The organism is Hyperthermus butylicus DSM 5456 (genome assembly GCF_000015145.1).
GTDB classification, from domain to species: domain Archaea; phylum Thermoproteota; class Thermoprotei_A; order Sulfolobales; family Pyrodictiaceae; genus Hyperthermus; species Hyperthermus butylicus.
Window position 1 is genome coordinate 1,137,621 of sequence record NC_008818.1, and the last position, 22,426, is coordinate 1,160,046.

Genomic DNA, 22,426 nt, shown 5'->3' on the forward strand with positions numbered 1-22,426 from the left:
CCCTTAAATCGGTTTTAGCCAGGACAACTATAGCGCTTGTCTACCCGTGGCTTCCAGCTTATTTTCCAGCTACGCATAACTGTCTACGTGGGGGTGCCTCTTCCCTTGAGGGTTTTTGTAAAAGAGTTCACTGTTCGCAGCTCCGAACGTCTCCAGGTCATCGATATTACTGAAAAGGTTGAGAAGGTTGTTAAGGAGTCGGGCATAAGTAACGGTATTGCACTAGTATTTGTTCCACATGCCACTGCTGCAATTATAGCTAACGAGTTTGAGCCGAGGATCGTCGAAGACTACCTTGAGCTAATTAGGCAGGTTTTCAAACCGGACTATCCGTGGAAACATAATACTATCGATAATAATGCCCATGCACATCTTGCCTCTGCTCTTATTGGTCCTTCGCGCTGCTTCCCGGTTGCCGGAGGTAGGCTTGTGAGGGGTACATGGCAGAGTATTTTACTGCTTGAGCTTGACGGACCTCGGAGTAGAAGGATTATTGTTGAGGTTATGGGTGAGTAGCAAGTTGAAGGAGCCTCAGCTGTATATTGCTGATGCGGACTCTATTCGGAGTGGTGCTGTTACAGATATTTACTTTGTTAGGACTAGGCAGGTACTTGCTGCTAAGGGGCTCTGTGATACATACGTTCGTGCGGAATTACATGCTTATAGTCTGCCAAGAGGATATGAATGGGCAGTTTTTGCAGGGCTAGAGGAGGCTCTCGCAATTCTTAGGGGGAGACGCGTCAACGTCTATGCAATGCCCGAGGGAACACTCTTTAAACCTATGGAACCTCTCATGGTTATTGAGGGGCCTTACTGTGAGTTTGCTGAGCTTGAAACAGCTATCCTCGGTGTTTTAAGGCACGAAACGAGTATCGCCACTAAGGCTGCAAGAATACGACTTGCAGCCGGCGATAGGACGGTATTGTTCTTCGGCCTTAGAGCGCTCCATCCCGCAATAGCACCAATGGCTGATAGAGCCGCGTATATAGGTGGCTGTGACGGTGTTTCGGGCATTATGTCCGAGCGGTTCCTTGGAGTAAAGCCTACAGGCACTATGCCTCATGCATTGATAATAGTGTTCGGTGACCAGGTTAAAGCATGGAAAGCCTTTGACGAAGTTGTTGATGAAACTGTGCCGCGGATAGCGCTTACAGATACTTTCTACGATGAACGCGTAGAGGCGTTAATGGCTGCTAAGGCTCTAGGCTCCAGACTGTATGGGGTTAGGCTTGATACGCCAAGTAGTAGAAGGGGCAATATGAGAAAGATAGTTCAAGAGGTTAGATGGACACTAGACATTAACGGATTTAGGCATGTCAAGATATTTGTTAGCGGCGGCCTAGACGAGGATGAGGTGAGAGAGCTAAGGGATATCGTTGATGGGTTTGGTGTCGGAACCTCAATAGCGTTTCCACCGAGCATAGACATAAGTATGGATATTGTTGAGGTACGGCGTGGAGATAAATGGGAACCCATAGCTAAGCGTGGCAAGCTGCCAGGATTTAAGCAAGTGTATAGGTGTAGACTACTCGAAGACTACATTGTACCATGGGATGCCAAGCCACCAAGCTGTCCTGACGGCAGTAAGCCTAAACCTCTGCTAGAAAAGGTTATGGAGAACGGAGAAATCATCAAGGAGCTTCCAACAGTCCATGATATAAGGTCATACGTGCTTGAGCAGCTTAGAGCTTTTAGCCAGTAGACTTGCCGAGCGCACCGCTAGGCGAAGTATAGCCTCCACTATCTCTGCTGCACTGTAGGTTTTTCTTCCACGCGAAGTATATGTCACAACATTACAGTACGTTAGGTCCTCAATATTTATGGTGAAGTGCCTACTACCTCCTGCCTTGAGGCCACATGAATATAGGCAATAGTCTATACATTCAATTATTATTTTGTCGTCCCTAACACTTACATTGATGGCCGGGTTAGCTGGTATTTTGAACCTATAAGTCTCAACGCCCCCTGCATGCTCCAAACTAAGAGCTATATTGCCTGACGGAAGTCTTATCGCGAGCTGCCCCTTAACAATAAATGTCTCATCGTTAATTCTCGCAACGATATATCCGTCGTCGACGGCAACAGCCTTGAGAAGCTCAGCAGAATTATCCGTGTAGACCTCAACGCGTGCTAGCTTAGCGTAGTGTGGCTCAGTAAATTTCTGCTCCACTAATATTGGTACAGGTATATCCCAAGCCTTAAGCAACAGCGGAATTGCACATATACTAGCCCCTCCCGCTAAACTGGAATTGCGGTTCCAGCGGATCGTTAGCGATAACTCATACCCGTTATCATCCCTTGTCAACCTATGCTCGCGCAACAATATAGCACAGCTTGGCGGGAGAACGTCTACCCTAACAGAGCTACTAAACCCAGAAAGCCTATAGCTTACTTTAGCCTCACATACCCCTACATCTATAGGCCTTACCCTTACCACTCTAGGCTTAACCTCAAGCTTTACATGTTTTAGTATATTAAGCCTAGCTTCAACGTCACCGATAACGAGTGTAGAGCTGGATTGGAGATTATGGTTAGCCGGAAAATACGTTCTTAGCGTTGTACCGGAAGCCTCATACCGTATAGGCTTAACGCATAAACTGTTACTACAAAGCAAAGGTAATGGCCCAACACCGCTATCACCACGTATCAAGGGATAATCTTCAATAACAACTTCAACAAGCCCACTAACGCAACGCCCATCACTGAGGAAAAAGCAGCCGCCCTCAATTCTAAGATAGCGGGCGGTTTTAATGCGTGGGCCAGACATACAGCAGTCTATGACTTCTGCTCCATCCTCAACAGAAAGCCTAGTTAATATATCATGCCTAGTGGTAAGGTAGCTAGTGTATCCGTCGAAATCAATGACTATATATGATTCAGTACCATTTGCAGCCTCGGCTATGACAAGCTTGTCATTATCATCTACATGAATTATATAGGGATGTACAACTAGTGTATTGTTACTACTGAGTAGTCCTAGAAGTTTCATGGCAAGCCTCTCATTATCCACACCAAACACTTTTATCCCGTCACATACAACTACTCCATGACCTTTAACTGTTAAGAAATACTTTATATCTCTACATGATGCAGCTGGCTCTACAAGACCACCACTATCGACCATGTATAGCATCCTGCTTGAAACGTCGTAGAGATACACATAGCCCTCACCGCTATATCCTATCGGTCTTAAGTTATCATTTGATGCAGGCAGTTCCACAACACTACCCACAGGACTAACAATAGTCATATACTCATTATAATATAGCACAACTACGCCAAGCCCCTCGGAAATCTTCTTGGGTTGCCTCCGGAGCTTAATGTGAGTATACGTTATCAGCGAGTCAAAGAGCATATATGTGTCATTTCCTCGACGGTAAACAATTGAGAGAAGCCACGGACTCCTAACACTACCTATAACCTTTGAAAACCTAATATTATCAAAGATGTCACAATTAAACCCACGGTTATAGACGTATAACTCGCCACCGAGGATGCGACGTGACATAGCTACTACAACATGTATACCACGTACAATACTACTCTTAGAACCCCCCATGCTTATTCGGCACTTCCCAACAGGCGATAAAAACTCGTCAAAGCGTAGCTCTGTCAACCCAGCTGAGCCTATGTAAGCTAAGCTGCCCTCCATTCCAGCCTCGACGGGTAATGGTATAACCGCTACGCTATCATTACTTTCAAACACCTCCAAGAAGAGAGATGGCCCAATCTTGCTCACAACATACTGCTTTTCCCTAAATGCCCTGGCATAGCTACCAGCTAGAGGTATAATACTACGTAGCTTAATGTCGGTTCTAAACCTAGCAAACCTGCGCAAAATCACCGAGTGTACCCTAGTCACGCAACACATAGGAGAGCACTAAGTATCTGTGTTGAGCGAAACTATACACATTGAATACAGTAAGCTGGGGGGCAACTAGGTTGCCGTGATGAGGCTAAAGTTGAAGGAAATACAGGTTGCTTGTTTAAAAAACAAAAACAAGTAATTAGCGTATGGAGCTATTATTGCCTTGGTTAGCCCTGCTTTGTGAAGCCAAATGTTAGGTTGAATAGCTCGTTGAACTCCTTTTGTATCTCTTCGCGCTTCTCCTTGACGGACTTCACTACTGCCTCGAGCGCTGTATAGGCTCTGCTTGGTATCTTGCCGCGGAACCAGCTTACATCATTAGCGCCAACACCAAGCTTGTCGTACTTTAGCCCGGTTAGTGGGTCCTCCTTCCTCTCATTAATTATGTGGTCCAGCTCGAGTACTAGCGTGCCGCGAGCGAGCATGTAGTCGCCGTACGGGTCGACTAGCTTTAGTACCTGCTTCTTTATCTTGCTTAGGATCCTAATGCCTAAGATTTTGTCTGGCGATGGCCTTATCTTAGCAACTTGTAGTGCACCAAGTAGGGCAACTATGCCGCTTAGATCGCTAAATGGCTCATACCATGGCCGACCCCTGCCTCCAGCAAGCATTTGCTCAGCTGTGGCCCTAAGCAGTACCTGCCCGCTAAGCACCATGTTGTAGGCGTAAGCCTTCTTGAACTTCTCGTCAAGAGCTATGTCTATAATGCTCTCTGCGTTGCTTCCAACGAATAGTACGTGGCGTGCAGGTGTGTCAAATACTACGCCCATGTAGAAGCCGAGCATTGTTGCTGCTTCAGGTCTGCCGGCCGCCTTGAATACCAGGTCGCCCAGCAAGGTCCTCTGCAGAGCAACATCATTGAGCCTCCTTGGAGCCTCGCTATACGCGATAACCTTTACCAGGCCGAAGCTCTGTAACATTCTTAGGTAGTAGAGTAGGTCGTTCATACCAAAGTTCTTTAGTGCAACATACTTCTCGCCTAGCATCTCAACACGTACAATGGCCGCCAACATTATCGCTAATCCTCTTAGGCTCCTGGCCTGGCTCAGCAGCACCTGCCAGCATGTCCTTATAGAACTCTATGAGACCCGAAATGCCGCCAAGCTTACCCTGAGCTGCAGCTGCCAGCTCCTTAAACCTCCTTGGAACCCTAGCTTCTAGAGTCAGGGGTGGTAACAGCATACTCCCACCACTCCACGTACACACAGCTATGGAGGCCGGAGTTAAAAATTGTCCCCTTAAACACGCTATGCTCCGAATCCCCCTCTAGCATGTTGAACATAGTACTACCTACAGTGAACGGACATGACACTACTGGATATGGCTAAAGCAAGCAATACAGTTCACTACAACGCCGCAACCCTCAATCAAAATTAAGAATGCCTATGAGCAAAAACACCTGCATCTACAGTCAAGCCCAGCCACTTACAACACGTGACCACACCGATAAAACCCATAGACACCACAATCCTAACAGAATAAAGTTGATAACCCCCATATATCACTTAGAAACCGACTAACATGGCCGCCGGTGCAGATGCCGCCGTAGCTCAGCGGGTAGAGCGCCGGGCTGTTAACCCGGTGGTCGGTGGTTCGAATCCACCCGGCGGCGCCACAATCCCTTCCCTCTCCCAATCCTCCAACACGAATAACTCAAACCCATCTGGCTACATTATCAACATGAGGTATGGATAGAAGGAAGAGGAGCAACCCAAAATGCTTGTGGGGAAAAAAATACTGGGGGAGAAGAAGATCTACATCACTCCCTAGGCTTAGCTGCAGATTGGGTAGTCGTCTGGTACCTTGGCTCTGAAGTACTTGCCTGTTTCGGGGCTCTTGAATAGGCCTATCTTGACGCCCTTCCTACCCCTGGGTGCTAGCTGCCACACCTTGATTGGTACCAGCTCTACCTCCTTACCAGTAGTAGGGTCACGAACCTTAACAGGCTTCTCACACGCCAACCCAACACACCCCACTGCTCGCTGTTCCAGGAATGTAGTTGTGGGCTTAGGTATAGTATGACGATATTGCCACAACATATCGGCGTAATACCTTATTGCTATACGCTATAACGGTATTTCGTTATGGCCAGGGTGCTACCACGTATCCGAGAACATTTCCTCCACGAAAGCCCCCTTCAGTGTAGTACACTTAGAATGTGGGCCAGGTAGCGTTAAATTGATAAACACCAGTACCCTAACTTCCTACCACAATACATGGATGTGTCGGGCCCGTAGCTCAGCCCGGTAGAGCGCCCGGCTCATAACCGGGTGGTCGGGGGTTCAAATCCCCCCGGGCCCACCACCCTCCTCCTCAGCTGGCTACAGGCGGTGAATCCTTGGTTTGCAATAGTGGGTTACAGCATGATCTCCTCTGGACAATTCCACCACTATTCTACACGTATACGAGGCATTGTATCCTAGTCCAGGATCTAGCGAAACTGCTAGGAGTGCCAGCAAAGACTGCAAAATCGGTTATGTGGGCACTAGCGAGACGTGGGCTCGTTGAGAGGGCTGAGTGCGGCTATACCATTACGTGCCGCAAGATGCTCGATTGGATAGAGGTTGTCGCTAGGTCGAGTAATAAATTTGTGGCATACGGCAATGGAGTTATTGTACTCAGCTATATTAGATCGAGGGGTATACGTGCATACCAAATACCCATAAATCTGGCTTGCAGAGTACAAGCTGAGCTTGAGAATGCTGGCTTAGATGCTGCACAATGTTGGCACATGAAGAACTGTATACGCATGATAGCTGAAAAGCTGGGAGTACATGCTAAAACGGTATCACTAGCATTGCGCAGCCTAGCACTACTATCATGCCCCAGCACGATATGCCCAATAACTTGCAGCGAATATCAAGGTAATTAACCCCCAACCATAACCTCCACACGTGGATGAACCCCCGGCAGACCCGCCCACCGGGGCGGGGATGAGCGGCGTGGTGGGCCCAGAGATGAATAGGGTGGGCCCGTAGCTCAGCCAGGCAGAGCGCCGGGCTCCAGACCGGCACCTCCGGTCCAGGCGCCGGGTCTGTCGAAAACGGGATGAGAGGGAGAGACCCGGAGGTCGGGGGTTCAAATCCCCCCGGGCCCACCACGCACCCCTAACACACTACTCCCTAGTTGTCAGCTCCTGTCTCACACAGAATCCGACAGCGTAATCCTCCCTCTGTATTGTTTACAATTGCTTACTGCTTTTAGAGCGTCGGAGAAGAGGCTTCAAGTACCGCGGTTTCCTCTTCGGTGTCTGCTGGGTGGCTAGGCGTGGCTAGCAAGATAAAGCATCCCGAACTTGCTGATAGGGGCAGGCTTCAGATCGAATGGGCAGAAAAGCATATGCCTGTAGTTGCCAAGTTTATCCGTGAAAGATTTGCTGCCGAGAAGCCACTTAACGGTATCAGGGTTGGAGCCGTACTACACGTCACCAAGGAGACTGCTGCATTAGTACGCACACTTGTTGCTGGCGGCGCTGTAGTAAGACTTGCAGCTAGCAATCCTTTAAGCACACAGGACGATGTAGCTGCTGCACTAGCAAGCGAGGAAGGTATCGAGGTCTGTGCTTGGCGCGGCATGAGTGAGGACGAGTATTTTGACTGCATACGCTGGATTGCATCCTGGGAGCCAAACATAGTCATAGACGATGGAGGAGACCTACACGCTACACTACATAAGGAATACCTTGACATCGCTGCAAGGGTTTGGGGCGGCACGGAGGAGACAACAACAGGCGTCATAAGACTTAGAGCTATGGAGAGGGAGGGTGTGCTAAAGTACCCCGCGATAGCGGTCAATGATGCAAAAACCAAAATGATGTTCGACAACCGCTACGGTACCGGCCAGAGCGCAATAGACGGGATACTGAGAGCTACAAACATACTGCTTGCAGGCAAGAGGGTCGTCGTTGCAGGTTATGGCTGGGTTGGACGGGGTATAGCTATACGTGCACGTGGCATGGGTGCACGTGTCATAGTCACAGAGGTTGACCCCATAAAGGCGCTCGAAGCAGTAATGGATGGCTTCGAAGTCATGCCAATGAAGGAGGCGGCAAAGATAGGCGATGTATTCATAACTGCCACTGGTAACAAGAAGGTTATCCGTCGCGAACACTTCGAGGTAATGAAGGATGGCGCGATACTAGCCAATGCTGGCCACTTCAACGTGGAGATATGGGTGCCGGACCTGGAGGAGCTAGCAGTTTCGAAGAGGCAGGTTAGACCCTACGTAACCGAGTACACGCTAGCCGATGGAAGAAAGATATACCTACTAGCTGAGGGAAGGCTCGTAAACCTCGTGGCTGCCGAGGGACACCCAAGCGAAGTCATGGATATGAGCTTTGCAAACCAAGCACTCTCCGTGGAATATCTCGTCAAGAGCCGTGGAAAGCTAGAACCCAAAGTATACAATGTACCGAGAGAGATCGACGAAGAGGTAGCAAGACTAAAGCTCAAAGCTATGGGCATAGAGATTGACAAGCTGACAGAAGAACAGAAACAATACCTTGAGAGCTGGAAACTATAAGGCTGTTGTCAATGCTCTCTAACCAACCACTTGGGGGCTGTGACGCCTTACAGCCGAGCCGAGAGACTATAACTCTATGAGGAGTTTCGCCCCTCGGGAGCCCCCTACATGCCTATGAAGAGTACGCCAGCGACCGACGCCTCTAATAGCATTGATGGGGAGTGACTTGGCTCTGAGGCCCTTTACCTTCCACCAACTTCTCCCACGAACTTCCATGTCCTCCTCGTAGCGTCAAAGTATATGAGGCCAGCCTCCTTGAGCTTTTTGAACAAGGCGTACTGCTGCTCTGTAAGCAGCAGTTTCACCTCGTCATCGTTTGCAGTAGGCAACTTCTCAACCTTATCCCTAAAGTTTTCCCAGAATTCGGGGTCAACAGCAACCCTTTCCCCTCCAACATCAAGTATTATTGCACCTTCACGGCGTAACCTTTCAAAGAATGCATCCCTATCCCGCAGCCACTGCACCTCGTGCTCAAATACTACACCCTGCTCTCTAAGCCTCTCAATAGCTGAGCGGCGGCGTAGTTGCCTAGCAACTGTTTGTTCACGGCGCTCGGTAACCATTCTAGTCTGCTGAAGGTTCTGCAGCGCTTCGCGTAGCGATCGTGTCTCATCCTCTACACTCTTAATCCTAACCTCGAGTTGTTCAATTCTCTCAATAACCTCTGCAAGCCTTGCAGACAACTGGTCTACCTTAGCGGTCCACGGGTTTACTAGGTCCTGCAGCCTCCTCTCAAGCCTAGCAACGAGTTTATCAACATTAAGTCCAGAGCCTAGCCTTGAAAGCTTCTCTTCAACTATGCGCTCAACATCAGTTAGTGTAACCCTTATACTCTCCTCCTTGTACCCAAGCTCGCGGAACACTATGTCGCGGAGATAGTCAGAGACTAGGCTGTAGCCGAGCCGCCTAGCCTTCCTTTCAAGTTCTCGGTATATGTCGTCTGGAAGGCGTAGGGCAACTATGCGTGCCACACTATCCACCTACACTGCTACTCAAGTAGAATGATTTATGCTGGTAACTCCTATTATTTGGGTTCACACTGTTGACTAACTCGGGCTATGCTGAGGGCTGTACTCGCCGAAACCCGGGGATGTGGACGCCTTTAAGTACTGAGCCCCTACCACCTCCCGCGCGGCTAAGTCTCTAAGCGGGTGAAAGCATGACGGACAACATCATAGTCGTAATCCACGATGTGTCAAGCGCACAAAGACTAATTGACTTCGCAAAACTAGTCTATGGACTAGGACTCCGTGTACTCATAGCCACGAAAGTCTATGGGAGCTGCCGCTTCAAGCGGCATACCCGAGGTTGCAAGGTTAGCGCTAAAGCTTGGAGCAAGCTTTACAATACTAGGCACAGTCAAGGAGGCCATAGAGGTGTTTAAGCCAGACCACGTTGTCGTAGTCTCACGCGACTATGGCGAGCCCGTGGTGCCCGAGGAGTATGCATCAAAACTGCTAGAGAGGAAGGGTAGGATCATGCTTGTATTTGGTGGCATAGACCCGGCGCCCTCAAAAGACGTTGCAGGACTAGGAGATGCCATCTACCCGGCAAATACACGGTCCCGTCTTGGTCCTATCGCCGAAGCAGCATTAATACTGTATCCTATTGCAAGGATTTCTCAAGGTACCGCCTAACCTCCCATGCTATAGCCTCAGCCAGCGGTACCGGTACAGCCTCCCCAACCTGGTTGTATTGCTCGTCGCGGCCACCCAGAAAGACATGATTATCAGGGAACCCCATTAGCCTAGCTTGTTCTCTGACGGTGAGGAATCGATCCTCATAGGGGTGTATGAAGCGGCTTGAGCCGAGTACCGTTGGAGCATGCCTCCTAGGGTCAAGCCTTATGAGGTTTGGCAGTCGCTTACCCTCAGCACCCTCGTAGTATATGAGAGCTTGCCCCCAGCGGAGCCTTGCGATACGCTTAACCTTCCTAGGACTCATACTTGGAGGCTCATGGTTTAGCACTATTTCAGCTCCAGGCTCGGGGAGCCCCCTTAGGGCTTCTGCAACTGTTATCCTCCTACGGTGGGGTCTCGGCTTGATGCGTATGTTTGATATGAATACTCTTAGACGATGACTCGGTGTGCCATAGTCTTCCGCTTTGAGCAGGTTAAAGTATATTCGGTTGTAGCCAGCCTCACGGAATATCTTTTCAAGCTCATCCTTTACGTCCATAATTGCCGGCACGTTCTCCATAACGAATACCTTCGGCTTAAGCTCCCCGACTATCCGGGCAAAGTGGAGTACAAGCTGACCCGCAGGATCCCGGTAGAGCCTGTCTATAGGATCCTTCATGCGCCTTGGGTTGGCACCGGTATAGGGCTCACAGGGAGGGCTACCTATGACCACATCCACGGGCCCTACGAGACTCTCAATGAGCTTACCCGTAACTTCCTGGATGTCCATGGCCAGGGCTACAGCCTCGGGGAAGTTGGCCTTGAAGCTCCTTATGGCGGCCGGATTGTTGTCTACACCAAGTAGTATACGGAAGCCAGCCCTCCTAAACCCCTCTGCAAAGCCTCCAGCACCAGAAAATAGGTCAACTAGCCTTAGCTCCACCAAGCTCATCCTCCAACATCTTTATGTACTGCTTGAGAATCTGTATTCTTAGTTCACGCTCCTCATCAAGAACAAGCATTGAGCCGCAACGCGGACATATGAACTCGTGGTCGAGCGCCTCTTCAAACGTATACCTTGTCCCATCACGTGGGCACACATAGTAATGAACGGACTCCTCTTTCTCTAGTAGGGTTCGGAGCTTCTCATGAGCTGCGCGCTTCCTAGACTCTATTATCGATGGCAATCCCTCATAGTTTATTCTCCAGTAGAATACGAGCTTGTTTTTCTGCGGATGTTTCTGCCTACGATAGACCACAAGGCCCTTTTCAGCCATGCTATTAAGTGCTCTCCTTACAACATTTAGCTTTAACCCTGTCTTAGTAGCTATATCAGCCTCTGATAGTTCTTCCCCAGCCTCGTAAAGGGCTTCAAAAACCTTTCTTGCATCACTGTCTACAAGCTTTTCGACAAATGTGAAGAGCTTCTCAATCTCGCTACTCATTCCTAGGCCCCCCTTATGGTTAAATATCAGGCTTCTCGGCTTACTACCTTTTTGCCCCTGGCAGACGGAACTATGCGTAGTTTTGCTCTAGGAAAGTCTATGTAGAGTTCCTTACCCTCATAAAGCTTGTGGAGAAATATTGCTAGAGCTGCAACTTCGCTGTGAGGCTGATGTCCAATCGCAACATTGTAGTCGGCATACTCGTAGAAGAATGGAGGCACCTTTTCGGCTCCGACGATTATGAGTTTAGGTTTACTGCTACGTTTAATCTCCTCTATAACGTCGTCTACGTGGAGTCCATACATGGTTAGGTGTATGACTTCGCCTCCAGCCCGCTTCCATTCTAGCACATAGCGTCTACTGTTGACACCACAAGCTAACTCCATGCTGCCGCCCCAGCGGTCGATTACATCTTTCAGCGATTCCATTACCTTCTCGTCACATGTATCACCTAAAATGAATCCATTAGCGCCAAAAGCTCTAGCTACAAGCCCTACATGTGTAGTAATCCTCTTATCTCGTTCGGGTCTGTGACCTATCCTCAACACGTAGACCCTTTCGTACCTGCTAGCAGGGTGGCTATACGACATAGCAGCTTAGCCACCCCAGCACCCGTCTTTGCGGATACCGGTATCACAGCTTCCAGGGCGGGGTATAGGGTTGATGCCGCACCCTCTAGTAGCCTTGTGAGCCTCTCGATGTCCTCTTGGGGAACGAGATCTATCTTGTTAGCTGCTATGATTAGGGGTTTATCTATTACACCTATTCTCCTCAGCGTCTGAAGCCCCTCGTCAAGCTTCTCGGCAATAACTGTGTCCGGCTCTGAAACATCCACAACATATAGTATCACATCGGCTGTAGCAGCTTCCTCTAGTGTTGAGTGAAACGCTTCTATTATCTCCGGTGGGATACGCATTATGAAGCCTACAGTATCTATGAAGACTGTTCGCAGTCCATTGAAGCTTATTGCCCTCCTCTTAGGTGTTATTGTTGTAAAGTACTCGGGGCCGACGGGTTTCTGTAAGCCGGTTATGGCGTTGAAAAGCGAGGTCTTACCGGCACTCGCGTAGCCCACTATGGCTATGTGTGGTAGGCCTGCGCTCCTCCTCTTACTCCTCTCAATCTCGTGGCGACGACGTAGTTCTCGCAGTTCACGCTTGATTTTTGCTATGCGGGAAACCATGTAGCGGTAGTATGCATCAATAGCGTAGCCGCCAGGGCCTAGAAATCCAGGGAGTTCTTTCAGCTTGGAGAGTCTGATTGCTTCACGGACCAGAGGCAGTTCATGCCTAAGCCTTGCAAGCTCTATTTGGAGCTTTGCTTCGCGGCTACCAGCGTGGAGCGAGAATATTTCGAGAATGAGCATTGTCCTATCTATTGTGTTTACACCGGTTGCCTTTACTATCCTAAAATACTCTCTTGGTTTGAGGTTGTCGTAGACTATTATCCTTGCATACTCGTTGCCCACGAGACTCTTGGCTTTCTCAGCCAACTCCTCAAGCTTTGCATCGCTTAGCAATTTGGAGCTGGAAACACGGCGGTAGTAGAGGACATCTACGACGCGGTAGCCTGCAGTTTCAGCTAGCACATAGGCTTCCCTAACCTCCCATCGTGCGAGACCACGGGGCAGCACTAGTATTGATGGTTTCCAAACAGCAACCTTAGCCATGCCTCAATACCCACCCTGGCAAGCTAACCTCCACAACATCTTGGAGCCTAGTCCTCCCTTATTTCGGCTATATCGCCTAACGTTAGGTAGAACTCGTCCCTCCTAGAGCGGGGGCTTGCCTCCAGCTCTTCCTCGACCACTGGTTCCAACAGTTTTACGCCGAGAACCCTCTCTAGCCTCCTAGCAAGATCTATTGGCGGTACTAGTGTGCCAGCTTCAATCCTCTTGATAACGTTCTCGCCGACCCTCACCTTCTGGGCTAGCTCGCGCTGGGTTAGGCCGAGGCGCTGCCTAGCCCTCCTAATTCTCTCAGCATAGTCCTCAACCACTTCGTAGCGTTCAACAACACCTAGGCTTGTCTCTCTCTTCCTGAGAGCCGCTGGCCTCCTCGCTTGTTGCCTCCGCAGAGCCGGCACTGCTGATGCCGCCGGCTCTCTAGGGGCTGGCTGTGTTGTTCGTCGGGTTGTAGTGAGGCGATAGCGTAGAGGCTCATCTGTCCCCGTACGCATTGAGCGCTCCATGTAGCGGCTGTAGCAACGTTCACATACCATCATTTCAGTGCCTTCAACGACTATACGGTAAGCCCTACCCGTTATCGGGGCGCCGCACATCTCACAGTAGAGTGGTGTAGTCCTCCTCTGTGCTGTCAAGGGGCTAGTATCACCAGTGTAGTTACGAGCCGCAAACCATTATTTAGGCTTCATCCTATCTCTAATATAGGTGCATGGTGGCGCTAGAGTATGCAGTACAGCGACGCCAATGACCATGAGGCTTACCTCCGGAAGTATATTCAACAGCTTGAGCGCAGGGTTCGCGAGTTAGAAGCTGAACGCTCAGAGCTGCGCCGTGAGCTACGCCGCTACCGCATAGAGGTTGACAAGCTGCTAAGCCCACCGCTCATCGAGGCTGTTGTACTCAGTGTGCTCCCCGATGGCAGGGTCGTGGTGAAGAGTAGTACTGGACCAAACCTAGTGGTAAACGTCTCATCAAATGTTGACGTGTCAAAACTAGTGCCTGGAGCCTATGTAGCGTTAAACCAGCGTGGATCTACAATAGTTGAGGTTCTACCGGAGCGCGAGGACCCCTACGTAAAGGCTATGGAGGTTGTTGACAGACCCAAGGTCACGTTCGACGATATTGGTGGGCTAGAGGAGCAAAAGAGGGAGCTATACGAGGCTATAATTCTACCGCTAAAGAAGCCTGAGCTATTCCGTGAACTAGGCATAGAGCCTCCAAAGGGCGTACTGCTCTACGGGCCTCCCGGATGTGGCAAAACACTACTCGCTAAGGCTGTTGCAAGCATGACCAATGCAACCTTCATACGTGTTGTAGCATCAGAGTTTGTCCACAAGTACGTCGGTGAGGGCGCAAGGATTGTAAGGGAGGTCTTCAAGCTTGCGAGGCGCAAGGCGCCATCAATAATATTCATAGACGAAATAGACGCCATTGCAGCCAAGAGGATTGATCTAGGGACGAGTGGTGAGAGGGAGATACAGAGAACGCTAATGCAACTCCTAGCAGAGCTAGACGGTTTCGACCCCCTAGGCGACGTAAAGGTCATCGCAGCCACCAACCGTATCGACATACTTGACCCGGCACTGCTAAGGCCGGGCAGGTTTGACAGGTTAATCTACGTGCCGCCACCTGATGAGAAGGGGCGGCTCGAGATATTCAGAATACATACCCGCCGCATGAAGCTCGGCGAGGACGTAGACCTTGCCTACCTCGCAAAGATCACTGAAGGTGCTACCGGCGCCGATATAAGGGCTATAGTGATGGAGGCTGGCTACAACGCTCTACGTGCCGGCAGGAGGGTAGTAATGATGGAAGACTTCCTAGCAGCTGTTGAGAAGGTTATGAAGAAGCGCCGCAGACCGTACGCCACGATGCCAGAATATCTTGACGAGGCTCCAACGCGTGCCACAACGTCTAGCGAGGCTGCTGTGATGCATATCTAGCAGTTTCCTCCTCCTCACGGATTTTAGATAGGTAGACTCTACGGTAGCGCCTCCAAACCTCGCCCATACGTGCAATCATACGGTTCCACTCCTTATCACTAACCTCCCGGTAGAACATCTCCACACGGCCATCAGGTAGGCTCCGATAGCCTGTTTTGAGGTATAGCTTGCCGTTCCTCGTAGCGAATACTGTGCAATAGGTTAGGAGACACACTATTGGCTTCAAATGCTTACCATACCTCTCAATTATACACTCTCCCCTCTCGACATCGAAGAATATGCAGCGGCCCATTGCCTCCGTGTCAAGTCTATATATTCTCACGGGGCCTCCAGGCGTGCGAATAATCTCGCTCGGCTGCCTCAACACTCTCTCACGAAGCTCGGGTGGTAGCTGCCTAACCTCATTCTCTATCATGAAGGCGCCACTACGGAATACGCAGCACCGGTTGCATCCTCTCGGACACTCCATCCGATATGTGTCGCGTAGAACGCTCTCACCCATTTCCTCGAAGACTAGGAGGTTTACATGGGTCCCAGGTGTAGGCCGGAATACTGCTAGTAGTCTCTTGAGCTTTGAACTGTAGTAGATGCCGTCAAACCACTTCTTCAGCCTGGCAGCCTCCCGGAGCATGTAGATGTTCCAGGCTCTATCCTTTCTGGGCTCCTTTAACACATATATCTTCGCCATGGACTATTCTCCCCTACTAGCTCCACGCACAACGATACTACACAGCTCCTCTACCAGCTGCCTTGGGAGCCTCGCTACAAGCCTCCTAATATTGCTTCGTCGAGCCCAGTCACCATGACTTCTCAGTCCACCACTAAACGTTCTCGGTATGTGGAGAAGTTCATGCACCAAAACTCCAACTATATCCTCGCAACTCCTAAGCCTAAGAATGTTCTCTGAAACTATCTCGATGACATACATGGGCTCACATAAGCCAAGCTTGACAAACGGTGATGGTAGCCCCCAGATGCGTGCGTGAGCCAGGGATCTCGAGCCACGGCTAAACACTATGTAGACTCGCTCTGGGTCTATGTAGTCTAGGCCTAGAGCTTCTATGAGCCGCCTCACAAGCTGCTCGAGCCTGCGGTCACGATGGAATTGGAGTTGTGGCAACCGTCGACCCGCCCCGAGGGGCCGAAGCTGCTAAAAATAACCTCTTGAAAGGCTTTTGATGGAGATGTAGAGGCTAGCGTCTCCTCCTCCTACGACCTGCCTCCTCTTCCTCTGTGACCTCGTACGCTCTCACACCGACGCCTAGCAGCTTTCTGAACACAGCGTCTATGAATTTTACGTGGAAGCCGCGCTGACCGACAAATGCGCCAAACTCATCGCTCCTAACCTTTACTGCTAGGTATGGACCCTGGAAGTCTACATCCACTATGTGCTTGTATATCCAGCTTACTGGATGGACAGCCCTTATGATGTTGGTGAAGTCTAGTGTTAGCTCTACAGCCCTCAGCCTTAGCTCTGTGTCCTGCTCTATCTTCTGTATCCGCTCGCCTCCGCGGCCCACTAGCCTGCCCAGATAACCCTCCTTGACTATTACGAGGGCGTCGGGTACGTGCTCTGCTGTTATCTCAAACTGCTTCTTGGCATCAATGAACTCTACAACCGTTATAACATCGGAGTCAGGAGCGTAGATTCTAGCAGCTTCAATAACCTTCTTTTCAACCTCGTTTAGTGGGCGGTTCCTCATCCTCATCTCTATGAGGAGTCTTATACCCCTCCTAGCGCCGGGTCTAACAATGTCCTTCAAGCCTAGATCTACGACCTTAGCGTTTTCCTCGCCGAGCAGAACCTCCCTCATCACAGTGGCACCATCTCTCTCAACACCATGAGGTTTCTGGAACACTGGATCGCCAGCAATGATGAACTTGCTGTTGCGACCAATCCTCATTAGTATCTCTACGCTGCTTTCTGGCGGTATGTTCTGGGAGTCGTCGAGGAAGATTATCGAGTCGTCAAATGTCCTGCCGCGTAGGTAGTGGGTATCAGCAAAAATTATCTTACCATCTCTTATTAGTTTCTCGACCTCGCCCCACTCTATGAAGCCTGCCAGTATGTCGCGTAGGTACGCCGATGCTATCTCATAGTACTGTGGCCCTAGCTCCTGCGCTGTTAGCTCCTTACCCGTCACTACATCAACGACCGGCCTTGATATGATTAGCCTTCGGTACTTACCCTCAAGGACAGCATCGATCCCATATAGTACGCTGAAGAGGCTCTTACCGCTACCGGTCGGGCCAAAGAGCCCCACTATTTCGTACTCATCACTGGTTAGGGCCTTGAGCATCTCCTCCTGGCCAGGGCTCATAGGCTTTAGCTTTTCAAGCAGCGCACCCATATCCGTTACACCCCGATAGCTCCTATCCTATAACCTCCAAGATACACTGGGGGCCACGCTACTGGAAGCTTATCAAGCTTAAGGATATCGGGTATATGGGTCCCAACCCAGCCTCCACCGGTGCCTGGGGACGCATCGTGGATCCAGTCTGGGAGAGGGAGAAGCTTGAGGCCTGGAGGAGGCTATGGGAGGACCTCGAAATAGGCTACCTTGACACCGACATACTCGACGTGCTTGTAGAGTTCTTTCTCAGGCCCGGCTCGTACAGCAAGAGTAGCTGCTCGGGAAGAATAACCGTTATCGACGCAAAATACCCGTGGGCTAAAGAGGAGACCATGACGGTGTTTAAGAAACATGAACCAGTAACTGTGGAAGAGATTAGGGCTGTTCTCGGGAGACCGTGGAGTACTAGGCTCTGGTTAAGCGTGCAAGGCCCCATATACCATGTCTACACCTACAGTCTTGAGGAGGCACGTATACTCCTCGAGGCTGCACGTGAGGCAGGCTTTAAGCATAGCGGGATACTTGTACCCTCTGAGCATCCATTAGTAGAGCTTAGAACGGGAATTCGGGCTGATATACTGCTAGCAGACGGTGACACGGTCATCGTTGGGGAAGATGAGAAACTACAACACGCTGTAAACGTTGCCAATGAGGTGCTCCTGCAAGCCAAGAAGAGGAATGAGAGGTTACTACAAGCGTTAAGGTATAGAAGGCCAGCCAGGCTCTGGGAGCCCGCAGTAGAGGAGGCTAGGAGGAGAGGGTGGCTCTAGTACTACAAAACCTATAATCCAGCACTACATGGCCTTCCAACTCGGCCAGTGTAGCAGCGGGGCTGGATTATCCTTGAGTAGTGAGGTTGAGATAGCTCCCGAGGAGCTAAAGATATCGGATGTCATGACCCCCAACGTTATAACTTGTAAGCCTGATGACACTGTTGTGGATGCGGCAAGAAAAATGGCCAAGTACAGTATTGGTAGCGTAGTCGTCGTCGATGATAAGGGCACGATTCTGGGCATACTAACTGAGGGCGACATCGTTAGGAGAGTTGTAGCTAGGGGTCTCGACCCATCCAGGACTCTCGTTAGGGACGTTATGACGACCAATCCCGTCACGATATACAGCGATGCAACGCTAGCAGCTGCAGCAGAGTATATGAAGAGAAAGGGTATTGGTCACCTACCAGTAGTTAATGAGCAAGGTAGACTCGTGGGTATAATAACGAAGACTGACATAGTGAGGCTAGCACCAAGCCTCATTGAAGTCCTATACCTCCGCCACAGAGAGAGCATGGAAGAAACAATCTGAACATAGCGACACAGCCTATTTTACACCCATTCAGAAATCTAATATAGTTATACGGTGTGAAACCTGGCCCTCCTAGTATCGGATGTATTCTCTGCAAGGACTTCCTATGCGCTTCCCGATACGAGTATTGGGGAGTTGCGCCGTATTATCCGCGAGTACTACGTAAGAGTTATACCAGTAGTAGCTGATGAGAAGACGTTAAAACTCATAGGTGTTGTACGTAGAGGTAATCTCCTCTACATATCATCGACACGTACTGAGTTCACTGCAAGAGACATTATGGACGAGCCAAAGATAGTAGCCAGGCCCTCAGATGACGCTAGGGAATTAGCAGATAGGCTCATTGAAACCGATGAGTGGTATGCGCCCGTAGTGGATGATGCCGGTAAACTACTAGGACTCGTTGGTCTCGAGAATATTATCGGTTATGTTGTAAATCACGAGCCTGAGAAGCTTATGAAGCCCGTGGAGGAGTTCATGGAGAGGAACGTGGTCTATGTAGAACCAACTACGCCTGTGTACAAGGTGTGGCAGGTAATGATGTCTAAGAGGTTTGCAGCATTACCCGTAGTCTCGGAGGGCAAGCTGATAGGCGTAATTGCAGAGCATGATCTCATAGTTCGCGGATTCGCACGACCCGACTTCGAGTCTCCTAGCGGTATCCGGCGGGGCCCACTAGTCCGCGAGCTGATGTCTACTCCGCCAGTAACAGTGCTGCCTACCGTTCCGCTGCTGAGCGCTGCGCGGCTAATAGTTGAGAGGTATATTGGCAGAGTCTATGTCGTGGACGATGATGAGAGTCTACTTGGCGTAGTTGATAGAAGCGATATTGTACGCGCCTGGCTCACAGCAAGGTAGCTAAATATCTCGTTACGTATACCTTCTTTGGGTTAGGAGTGGCAGCTGAAGAGGGAGGCCCAGCTATGAGAAGGAGTACAGTAGTACCTCCCAGAAGAAGGCCCGAAGGTATTAGGTGGCTTAGAAGTGATGGGAAGCCGAACTTTAGCGATAGGATACACCGGCACGAGGGCGAGGCAAAGCTACTGGCAAAACGCCCCGTCTACACTACAACGCGCACCTCTACTATCCTGCGGCTCTTAGAGGATATGACACGGTATAATGTGAGGGCTATGCCGGTTATAGTGCCTAACAAGGAGACACTTGAGGGAATGGTTACCGTTATGGATGCTGTGAGCTATCTTGGCGGCGGCGAACTCTACGACATAGTGGTTAAGAGGCATGGTAGGAACATATATGCAGCGCTACTAAAGGAGTACGTGTCATCAATAATGAACCCTAATCCAGTCTACGTCACCGTAGATGATAAGCTTACAAAGATACTTGAGGTAATGGTTACGCGGAACGTTGGGGTACTCCCAGTCCTATACCACGACGGGACGATATGGGGCATCATAACAGAGCACGACATCGTAGGATACCTGGCAGAGAAGACTGTTGGTAGGAGGGTCTCAGAAGTAATGACGACTAATGTGATAACAATAAGCGTTGATGCAACCCTTAAAGAGGCCATGGAGACAATGATTAAGTATGGTGTGCGTAGACTGCCAATAGTTGCAGACAACAGTGTCTGGGGCATGATAACGGCAAAGGACATAGTTAGGTTCTTTGGCAGCCACGAGGTATTCACCTTTGTTGAAACAGGAAATGTTGAAGAGGCCCTAGCTACGCCCGTTAAGATTGTAGGCGTAAATGACTACGTAACCATTAGCCCAGACGCAGACGTGGGTGAAGCAGCGAAGCTAATGATTGATAAGGGTGTTAGCAGCCTATTAGTCGTCGAGGAGGGGAAGCTGACGGGAATAATAACTGAGAGAGACATACTCTACGCGCTTGCAATAGCACCAAGTTAACCCAAGCTCGTATTTTCTCTCCGTATCCACATCCCGTACAAATCATACCCTCCAGCTAGATAGGCGATGTGTTATGTCCGAGCCTTTCCGTGTATCGGACTACATGTCTACGCCAGTTGTTGTTGTAACACCCCACAGCGATCTAGCCCATGTACGTAGGCTTATGCTTCGCTACCGTATAGGTAGAGTTGTAGTTATTGATGAGGCCGAGAAGCCAGTTGGCATAGTCACAATGAGCGACTTTGTCAGGCTTGTCGCAGAAAGGTTTTCAAGCAAACCCCTCGTAAACATTGCTGTAGCAGATATCATGACTAGGGATCCCGTAACGATACGTGATAATCGTTCACTAAGAGAGGCAGCTAGACTAATGATAAAACATGGTGTTAGCGGTCTACCGGTCGTAGACGAGGATGGCAAGCTTGTAGGCATAATAACTAAGAGCGATATCGTCCGGGCGTTTGCCGAGAAGCTCCGCGGCAAGTTTAAGGTGCGCGACTACATGGAGGCGGATTTTCCAGATGCCACACCATGGCATAGCATCTACTACGTAGCCGACCTCCTCTACAATAGCCCTGTAAAGCGTGTACTCGTAGTTGAGGGCGAAAGACTCCTCGGAATAATAGCACCGAGCGACATCGCATTTCTCAGCGAGCTGCCGATGCTGGCTAAGACTAGGATTAAGCCTATACGCCGTTTTGCTGAGCTGCCGAAGGGGCGTATGGGCCCCGTGTATAGCTATGTGATGCTCACCGCGCAGGATGTTATGACTCCAAGCCCCGTAACCATAGGGCCCGACGAAGATCTAGCTCTTGCTGCACAGCTAATGTTGAGACACGGATTTAGCTCGGTACCAGTGGTAGAAGACGAGACTCCCGTTGGGATAGTGGTCAAGCATAATATCCTCAAGGCGATAGCTGGAGTCTAGGCAGTCTAGACTACTAGGGAGCCCAGCAGCTGGGGTGATACAGACATGACTGTTACGGCTAAGGTACGCGATATAATGCTAACCGACTATCCGGCAGTCGAGAAGAATGAGACTCTTGTACAAGCCGTAAGGATTATGGAGCGCTATGACAGCGACCGTGTCGTAGTGTTTAGCGAGGGCCGCCTAGCAGGTATCATGACAAAGAAGGATATCATGGTTAAGCTAGCTACACTTAGAACACGCAGTGTTACGCCGGGTAGGCTACATGTCTCAAGCTTTATGACGCCAGACCCTAAGACTATAGGGCCCGACGCATCTGCTGTTGAAGCCGCCCAGGTAATGGTCGGGGACAACATTGGTAGCCTGCCAGTTGTAGAGGATGACGAGACTGTAGGCCTTGTAACGCGATGGGAGATAGCTAAGATTGTAGCCTCGCTGCCCGACGTCAAGGTTGTAGATGTAATGATAACTGTGCCTGAGGTGTTGAGGATAACAAACAAGGTTCTACATGCTAGGCAGGTGCTATTACGCTACAACCTCCTCTTCGTACCAGTTCTCGATGAGGAGGGCCGGCTAGTAGGCTACGTGACAGTGGACGAGGTCGCTGACGCATTCCTAGCATTCCACGACATTGTACCTGAGAAGTACCGTAAGGAGCGTATTGAGCACCTCTTAGTAGACGACATTATGAGGCTGCGTCCGCCAGTCGTAAGCCCCGATGCGAGCGTTGTTGAGGCGTTTGAGCGGATGAGCGAGAAGAGATCCAAGGGTGCAGCGGTAGTACATGAGGGTAGACTTGTAGGCATAGTGACGCTAAACGAGCTGGTTAAGCTAGTAGCTATGAGAGCTGCCCGCTAGCAGGTACGCCGCGGAACTACATACGATTGCAGC

General features: G+C 50.1%; 25 protein-coding genes and 3 tRNA genes. 15 read left to right on the forward strand and 13 right to left on the reverse strand.

Going from position 1 to position 22,426, the window contains the following annotated elements; translation table 11 throughout:
* Positions 1–105 precede the first annotated feature (105 nt).
* Together HBUT_RS05855 and HBUT_RS05860 are read left to right on the forward strand one after the other, a co-directional pair.
* Positions 106–516 carry a secondary thiamine-phosphate synthase enzyme YjbQ gene (locus tag HBUT_RS05855; protein WP_011822281.1) on the forward strand — a complete coding sequence of 137 codons (411 nt, stop codon included), beginning with the start codon at positions 106–108 and terminating at the stop codon, positions 514–516.
* Between the two features lie 4 nt (positions 517–520).
* Positions 521–1,702, forward strand: coding sequence for a nicotinate phosphoribosyltransferase (locus tag HBUT_RS05860; protein ID WP_011822282.1), 1,182 nt, complete (start codon positions 521–523; stop codon positions 1,700–1,702).
* Here the strand turns inward: HBUT_RS05860 and HBUT_RS05865 are convergent.
* From HBUT_RS05865 to HBUT_RS05875, 3 genes are all read right to left on the reverse strand, one after another.
* The gene (locus tag HBUT_RS05865; protein WP_011822283.1) at positions 1,664–3,838 is read right to left on the reverse strand and encodes a hypothetical protein; all 2,175 of its coding nucleotides are present in this window, start codon (positions 3,836–3,838) and stop codon (positions 1,664–1,666) included. The two genes, HBUT_RS05860 and HBUT_RS05865, sit on opposite strands and share 39 nt — an antisense overlap.
* A 197-nt stretch (positions 3,839–4,035) precedes the next feature.
* A complete protein-coding gene (locus HBUT_RS05870; RefSeq protein WP_153801401.1) occupies positions 4,036–4,881 on the reverse strand; it encodes a hypothetical protein in 846 nt (281 codons plus the stop codon).
* Entirely contained in the window at positions 4,856–5,050 is a 195-nt protein-coding gene (locus HBUT_RS05875; protein WP_048061504.1) for a hypothetical protein, read from the reverse strand. Before HBUT_RS05875 ends, HBUT_RS05870 begins: the two co-directional genes overlap by 26 nt.
* A gap of 357 nt (positions 5,051–5,407) precedes the next feature.
* Here HBUT_RS05875 and HBUT_RS05880 point away from each other — a divergent pair.
* Positions 5,408–5,483: transfer RNA gene (locus HBUT_RS05880), tRNA-Asn, on the forward strand.
* Between the two features lie 157 nt (positions 5,484–5,640).
* Here the strand turns inward: HBUT_RS05880 and HBUT_RS05885 are convergent.
* Positions 5,641–5,829: a chromatin protein Cren7 gene (locus tag HBUT_RS05885; protein WP_011822285.1), complete on the reverse strand. Its 189-nt coding sequence runs from the start codon at positions 5,827–5,829 to the stop codon at positions 5,641–5,643.
* 266 nt (positions 5,830–6,095) lie between these two features.
* On the opposite strand from HBUT_RS05885, the gene HBUT_RS05890 reads away from it, so the two are divergent.
* The 4 genes from HBUT_RS05890 (at position 6,096) to ahcY (ending at position 8,389) form a co-directional block, all read left to right on the forward strand.
* Positions 6,096–6,172 (forward strand) — tRNA-Ile (locus HBUT_RS05890).
* Positions 6,173–6,206: 34 nt separating this feature from the next.
* Positions 6,207–6,740 (forward strand): hypothetical protein, encoded by a 534-nt coding sequence (locus HBUT_RS05895; RefSeq protein ID WP_011822286.1) that lies wholly within the window; start codon positions 6,207–6,209, stop codon positions 6,738–6,740.
* Between the two features lie 96 nt (positions 6,741–6,836).
* A tRNA-Trp gene (locus tag HBUT_RS05900) sits at positions 6,837–6,968 on the forward strand.
* Between the two features lie 167 nt (positions 6,969–7,135).
* The gene (ahcY, locus tag HBUT_RS05905) at positions 7,136–8,389 is read left to right on the forward strand and encodes an adenosylhomocysteinase (protein ID WP_011822287.1); all 1,254 of its coding nucleotides are present in this window, start codon (positions 7,136–7,138) and stop codon (positions 8,387–8,389) included.
* Positions 8,390–8,571: 182 nt separating this feature from the next.
* Here ahcY and HBUT_RS05910 read toward each other — a convergent pair whose 3' ends face one another.
* Positions 8,572–9,360, reverse strand: coding sequence for a hypothetical protein (locus HBUT_RS05910; RefSeq protein WP_011822288.1), 789 nt, complete (start codon positions 9,358–9,360; stop codon positions 8,572–8,574).
* A gap of 303 nt (positions 9,361–9,663) precedes the next feature.
* Between HBUT_RS05910 and HBUT_RS05915 the strand changes: the two genes are divergently transcribed.
* On the forward strand, positions 9,664–10,026 hold the full coding sequence (locus HBUT_RS05915) for a RecB-family nuclease (RefSeq protein ID WP_011822289.1): 363 nt from the start codon (positions 9,664–9,666) through the stop codon (positions 10,024–10,026).
* Here HBUT_RS05915 and HBUT_RS05920 read toward each other — a convergent pair.
* The 5 genes from HBUT_RS05920 to HBUT_RS05940 are packed head-to-tail and all read right to left on the reverse strand — an operon-like array spanning position 9,995 to position 13,772.
* A complete protein-coding gene (locus HBUT_RS05920) occupies positions 9,995–10,960 on the reverse strand; it encodes a DNA cytosine methyltransferase (protein ID WP_048061506.1) in 966 nt (321 codons plus the stop codon). The two genes, HBUT_RS05915 and HBUT_RS05920, sit on opposite strands and share 32 nt — an antisense overlap.
* The gene (locus HBUT_RS05925; protein ID WP_011822291.1) at positions 10,932–11,453 is read right to left on the reverse strand and encodes a GntR family transcriptional regulator; all 522 of its coding nucleotides are present in this window, start codon (positions 11,451–11,453) and stop codon (positions 10,932–10,934) included. The genes HBUT_RS05920 and HBUT_RS05925 overlap by 29 nt, the downstream gene beginning before the upstream one ends.
* A gap of 26 nt (positions 11,454–11,479) precedes the next feature.
* Positions 11,480–12,043 (reverse strand): tRNA (cytidine(56)-2'-O)-methyltransferase, encoded by a 564-nt coding sequence (locus HBUT_RS05930; RefSeq protein WP_011822292.1) that lies wholly within the window; start codon positions 12,041–12,043, stop codon positions 11,480–11,482.
* A complete protein-coding gene (gene hflX / locus HBUT_RS05935) occupies positions 11,995–13,122 on the reverse strand; it encodes a GTPase HflX (protein WP_011822293.1) in 1,128 nt (375 codons plus the stop codon). Before hflX ends, HBUT_RS05930 begins: the two co-directional genes overlap by 49 nt.
* 47 nt (positions 13,123–13,169) lie before the next feature.
* Positions 13,170–13,772 (reverse strand): multiprotein bridging factor aMBF1, encoded by a 603-nt coding sequence (locus HBUT_RS05940; protein WP_011822294.1) that lies wholly within the window; start codon positions 13,770–13,772, stop codon positions 13,170–13,172.
* A 90-nt stretch (positions 13,773–13,862) separates the two neighbouring features.
* On the opposite strand from HBUT_RS05940, the gene HBUT_RS05945 reads away from it, so the two are divergent.
* On the forward strand, positions 13,863–15,080 hold the full coding sequence (locus HBUT_RS05945) for a proteasome-activating nucleotidase (protein WP_011822295.1): 1,218 nt from the start codon (positions 13,863–13,865) through the stop codon (positions 15,078–15,080).
* Here HBUT_RS05945 and HBUT_RS05950 read toward each other — a convergent pair.
* From HBUT_RS05950 to HBUT_RS05960, 3 genes are all read right to left on the reverse strand, one after another.
* The gene (locus tag HBUT_RS05950; RefSeq protein WP_011822296.1) at positions 15,052–15,768 is read right to left on the reverse strand and encodes a hypothetical protein; all 717 of its coding nucleotides are present in this window, start codon (positions 15,766–15,768) and stop codon (positions 15,052–15,054) included. The two genes, HBUT_RS05945 and HBUT_RS05950, sit on opposite strands and share 29 nt — an antisense overlap.
* A gap of 3 nt (positions 15,769–15,771) precedes the next feature.
* On the reverse strand, positions 15,772–16,200 hold the full coding sequence (locus HBUT_RS05955; protein ID WP_011822297.1) for a putative metallopeptidase: 429 nt from the start codon (positions 16,198–16,200) through the stop codon (positions 15,772–15,774).
* A gap of 73 nt (positions 16,201–16,273) precedes the next feature.
* A complete protein-coding gene (locus HBUT_RS05960; protein WP_011822298.1) occupies positions 16,274–17,431 on the reverse strand; it encodes a PhoH family protein in 1,158 nt (385 codons plus the stop codon).
* Positions 17,432–17,526: 95 nt separating this feature from the next.
* On the opposite strand from HBUT_RS05960, the gene HBUT_RS05965 reads away from it, so the two are divergent.
* The 6 genes from HBUT_RS05965 (at position 17,527) to HBUT_RS05990 (ending at position 22,393) form a co-directional block, all read left to right on the forward strand.
* Positions 17,527–18,204, forward strand: coding sequence for a tRNA(Phe) 7-((3-amino-3-carboxypropyl)-4-demethylwyosine(37)-N(4))-methyltransferase (locus tag HBUT_RS05965; protein WP_048061507.1), 678 nt, complete (start codon positions 17,527–17,529; stop codon positions 18,202–18,204).
* A 73-nt stretch (positions 18,205–18,277) separates the two neighbouring features.
* The gene (locus HBUT_RS05970; protein WP_011822300.1) at positions 18,278–18,739 is read left to right on the forward strand and encodes a CBS domain-containing protein; all 462 of its coding nucleotides are present in this window, start codon (positions 18,278–18,280) and stop codon (positions 18,737–18,739) included.
* 63 nt (positions 18,740–18,802) lie between these two features.
* Positions 18,803–19,597, forward strand: a complete 795-nt coding sequence (locus HBUT_RS05975; RefSeq protein WP_228546800.1) for a CBS domain-containing protein — start codon at positions 18,803–18,805, stop codon at positions 19,595–19,597.
* Between the two features lie 65 nt (positions 19,598–19,662).
* Complete coding sequence (locus tag HBUT_RS05980; protein WP_048061830.1) at positions 19,663–20,610, forward strand: CBS domain-containing protein; 948 nt, start codon at positions 19,663–19,665, stop codon at positions 20,608–20,610.
* A 73-nt stretch (positions 20,611–20,683) separates the two neighbouring features.
* Complete coding sequence (locus HBUT_RS05985) at positions 20,684–21,535, forward strand: CBS domain-containing protein (protein WP_011822303.1); 852 nt, start codon at positions 20,684–20,686, stop codon at positions 21,533–21,535.
* A gap of 45 nt (positions 21,536–21,580) precedes the next feature.
* Complete coding sequence (locus tag HBUT_RS05990) at positions 21,581–22,393, forward strand: CBS domain-containing protein (RefSeq protein WP_011822304.1); 813 nt, start codon at positions 21,581–21,583, stop codon at positions 22,391–22,393.
* Positions 22,394–22,426: the final 33 nt, after the last annotated feature.

Bases quoted from the DNA above. Each gene is read 5' to 3' on its own strand.
- HBUT_RS05870 (WP_153801401.1), bottom strand. From the start codon at position 4,881: ATGTTGGCGGCCATTGTACGTGTTGAGATGCTAGGCGAGAAGTATGTT.
- HBUT_RS05875 (WP_048061504.1), bottom strand. From the start codon at position 5,050: ATGCTGTTACCACCCCTGACTCTAGAAGCTAGGGTTCCAAGGAGGTTT.
- HBUT_RS05915 (WP_011822289.1), top strand. From the start codon at position 9,664: ATGGGAGCTGCCGCTTCAAGCGGCATACCCGAGGTTGCAAGGTTAGCG.
- HBUT_RS05920 (WP_048061506.1), bottom strand. From the start codon at position 10,960: ATGAGCTTGGTGGAGCTAAGGCTAGTTGACCTATTTTCTGGTGCTGGA.
- HBUT_RS05925 (WP_011822291.1), bottom strand. From the start codon at position 11,453: ATGAGTAGCGAGATTGAGAAGCTCTTCACATTTGTCGAAAAGCTTGTA.
- HBUT_RS05930 (WP_011822292.1), bottom strand. From the start codon at position 12,043: ATGTCGTATAGCCACCCTGCTAGCAGGTACGAAAGGGTCTACGTGTTG.
- hflX (WP_011822293.1), bottom strand. From the start codon at position 13,122: ATGGCTAAGGTTGCTGTTTGGAAACCATCAATACTAGTGCTGCCCCGT.
- HBUT_RS05945 (WP_011822295.1), top strand. From the start codon at position 13,863: ATGCAGTACAGCGACGCCAATGACCATGAGGCTTACCTCCGGAAGTAT.
- HBUT_RS05950 (WP_011822296.1), bottom strand. From the start codon at position 15,768: ATGGCGAAGATATATGTGTTAAAGGAGCCCAGAAAGGATAGAGCCTGG.
- HBUT_RS05960 (WP_011822298.1), bottom strand. From the start codon at position 17,431: ATGGGTGCGCTGCTTGAAAAGCTAAAGCCTATGAGCCCTGGCCAGGAG.
- HBUT_RS05965 (WP_048061507.1), top strand. From the start codon at position 17,527: ATGGGTCCCAACCCAGCCTCCACCGGTGCCTGGGGACGCATCGTGGAT.
- HBUT_RS05980 (WP_048061830.1), top strand. From the start codon at position 19,663: ATGAGAAGGAGTACAGTAGTACCTCCCAGAAGAAGGCCCGAAGGTATT.
- HBUT_RS05985 (WP_011822303.1), top strand. From the start codon at position 20,684: ATGTCCGAGCCTTTCCGTGTATCGGACTACATGTCTACGCCAGTTGTT.
- HBUT_RS05990 (WP_011822304.1), top strand. From the start codon at position 21,581: ATGACTGTTACGGCTAAGGTACGCGATATAATGCTAACCGACTATCCG.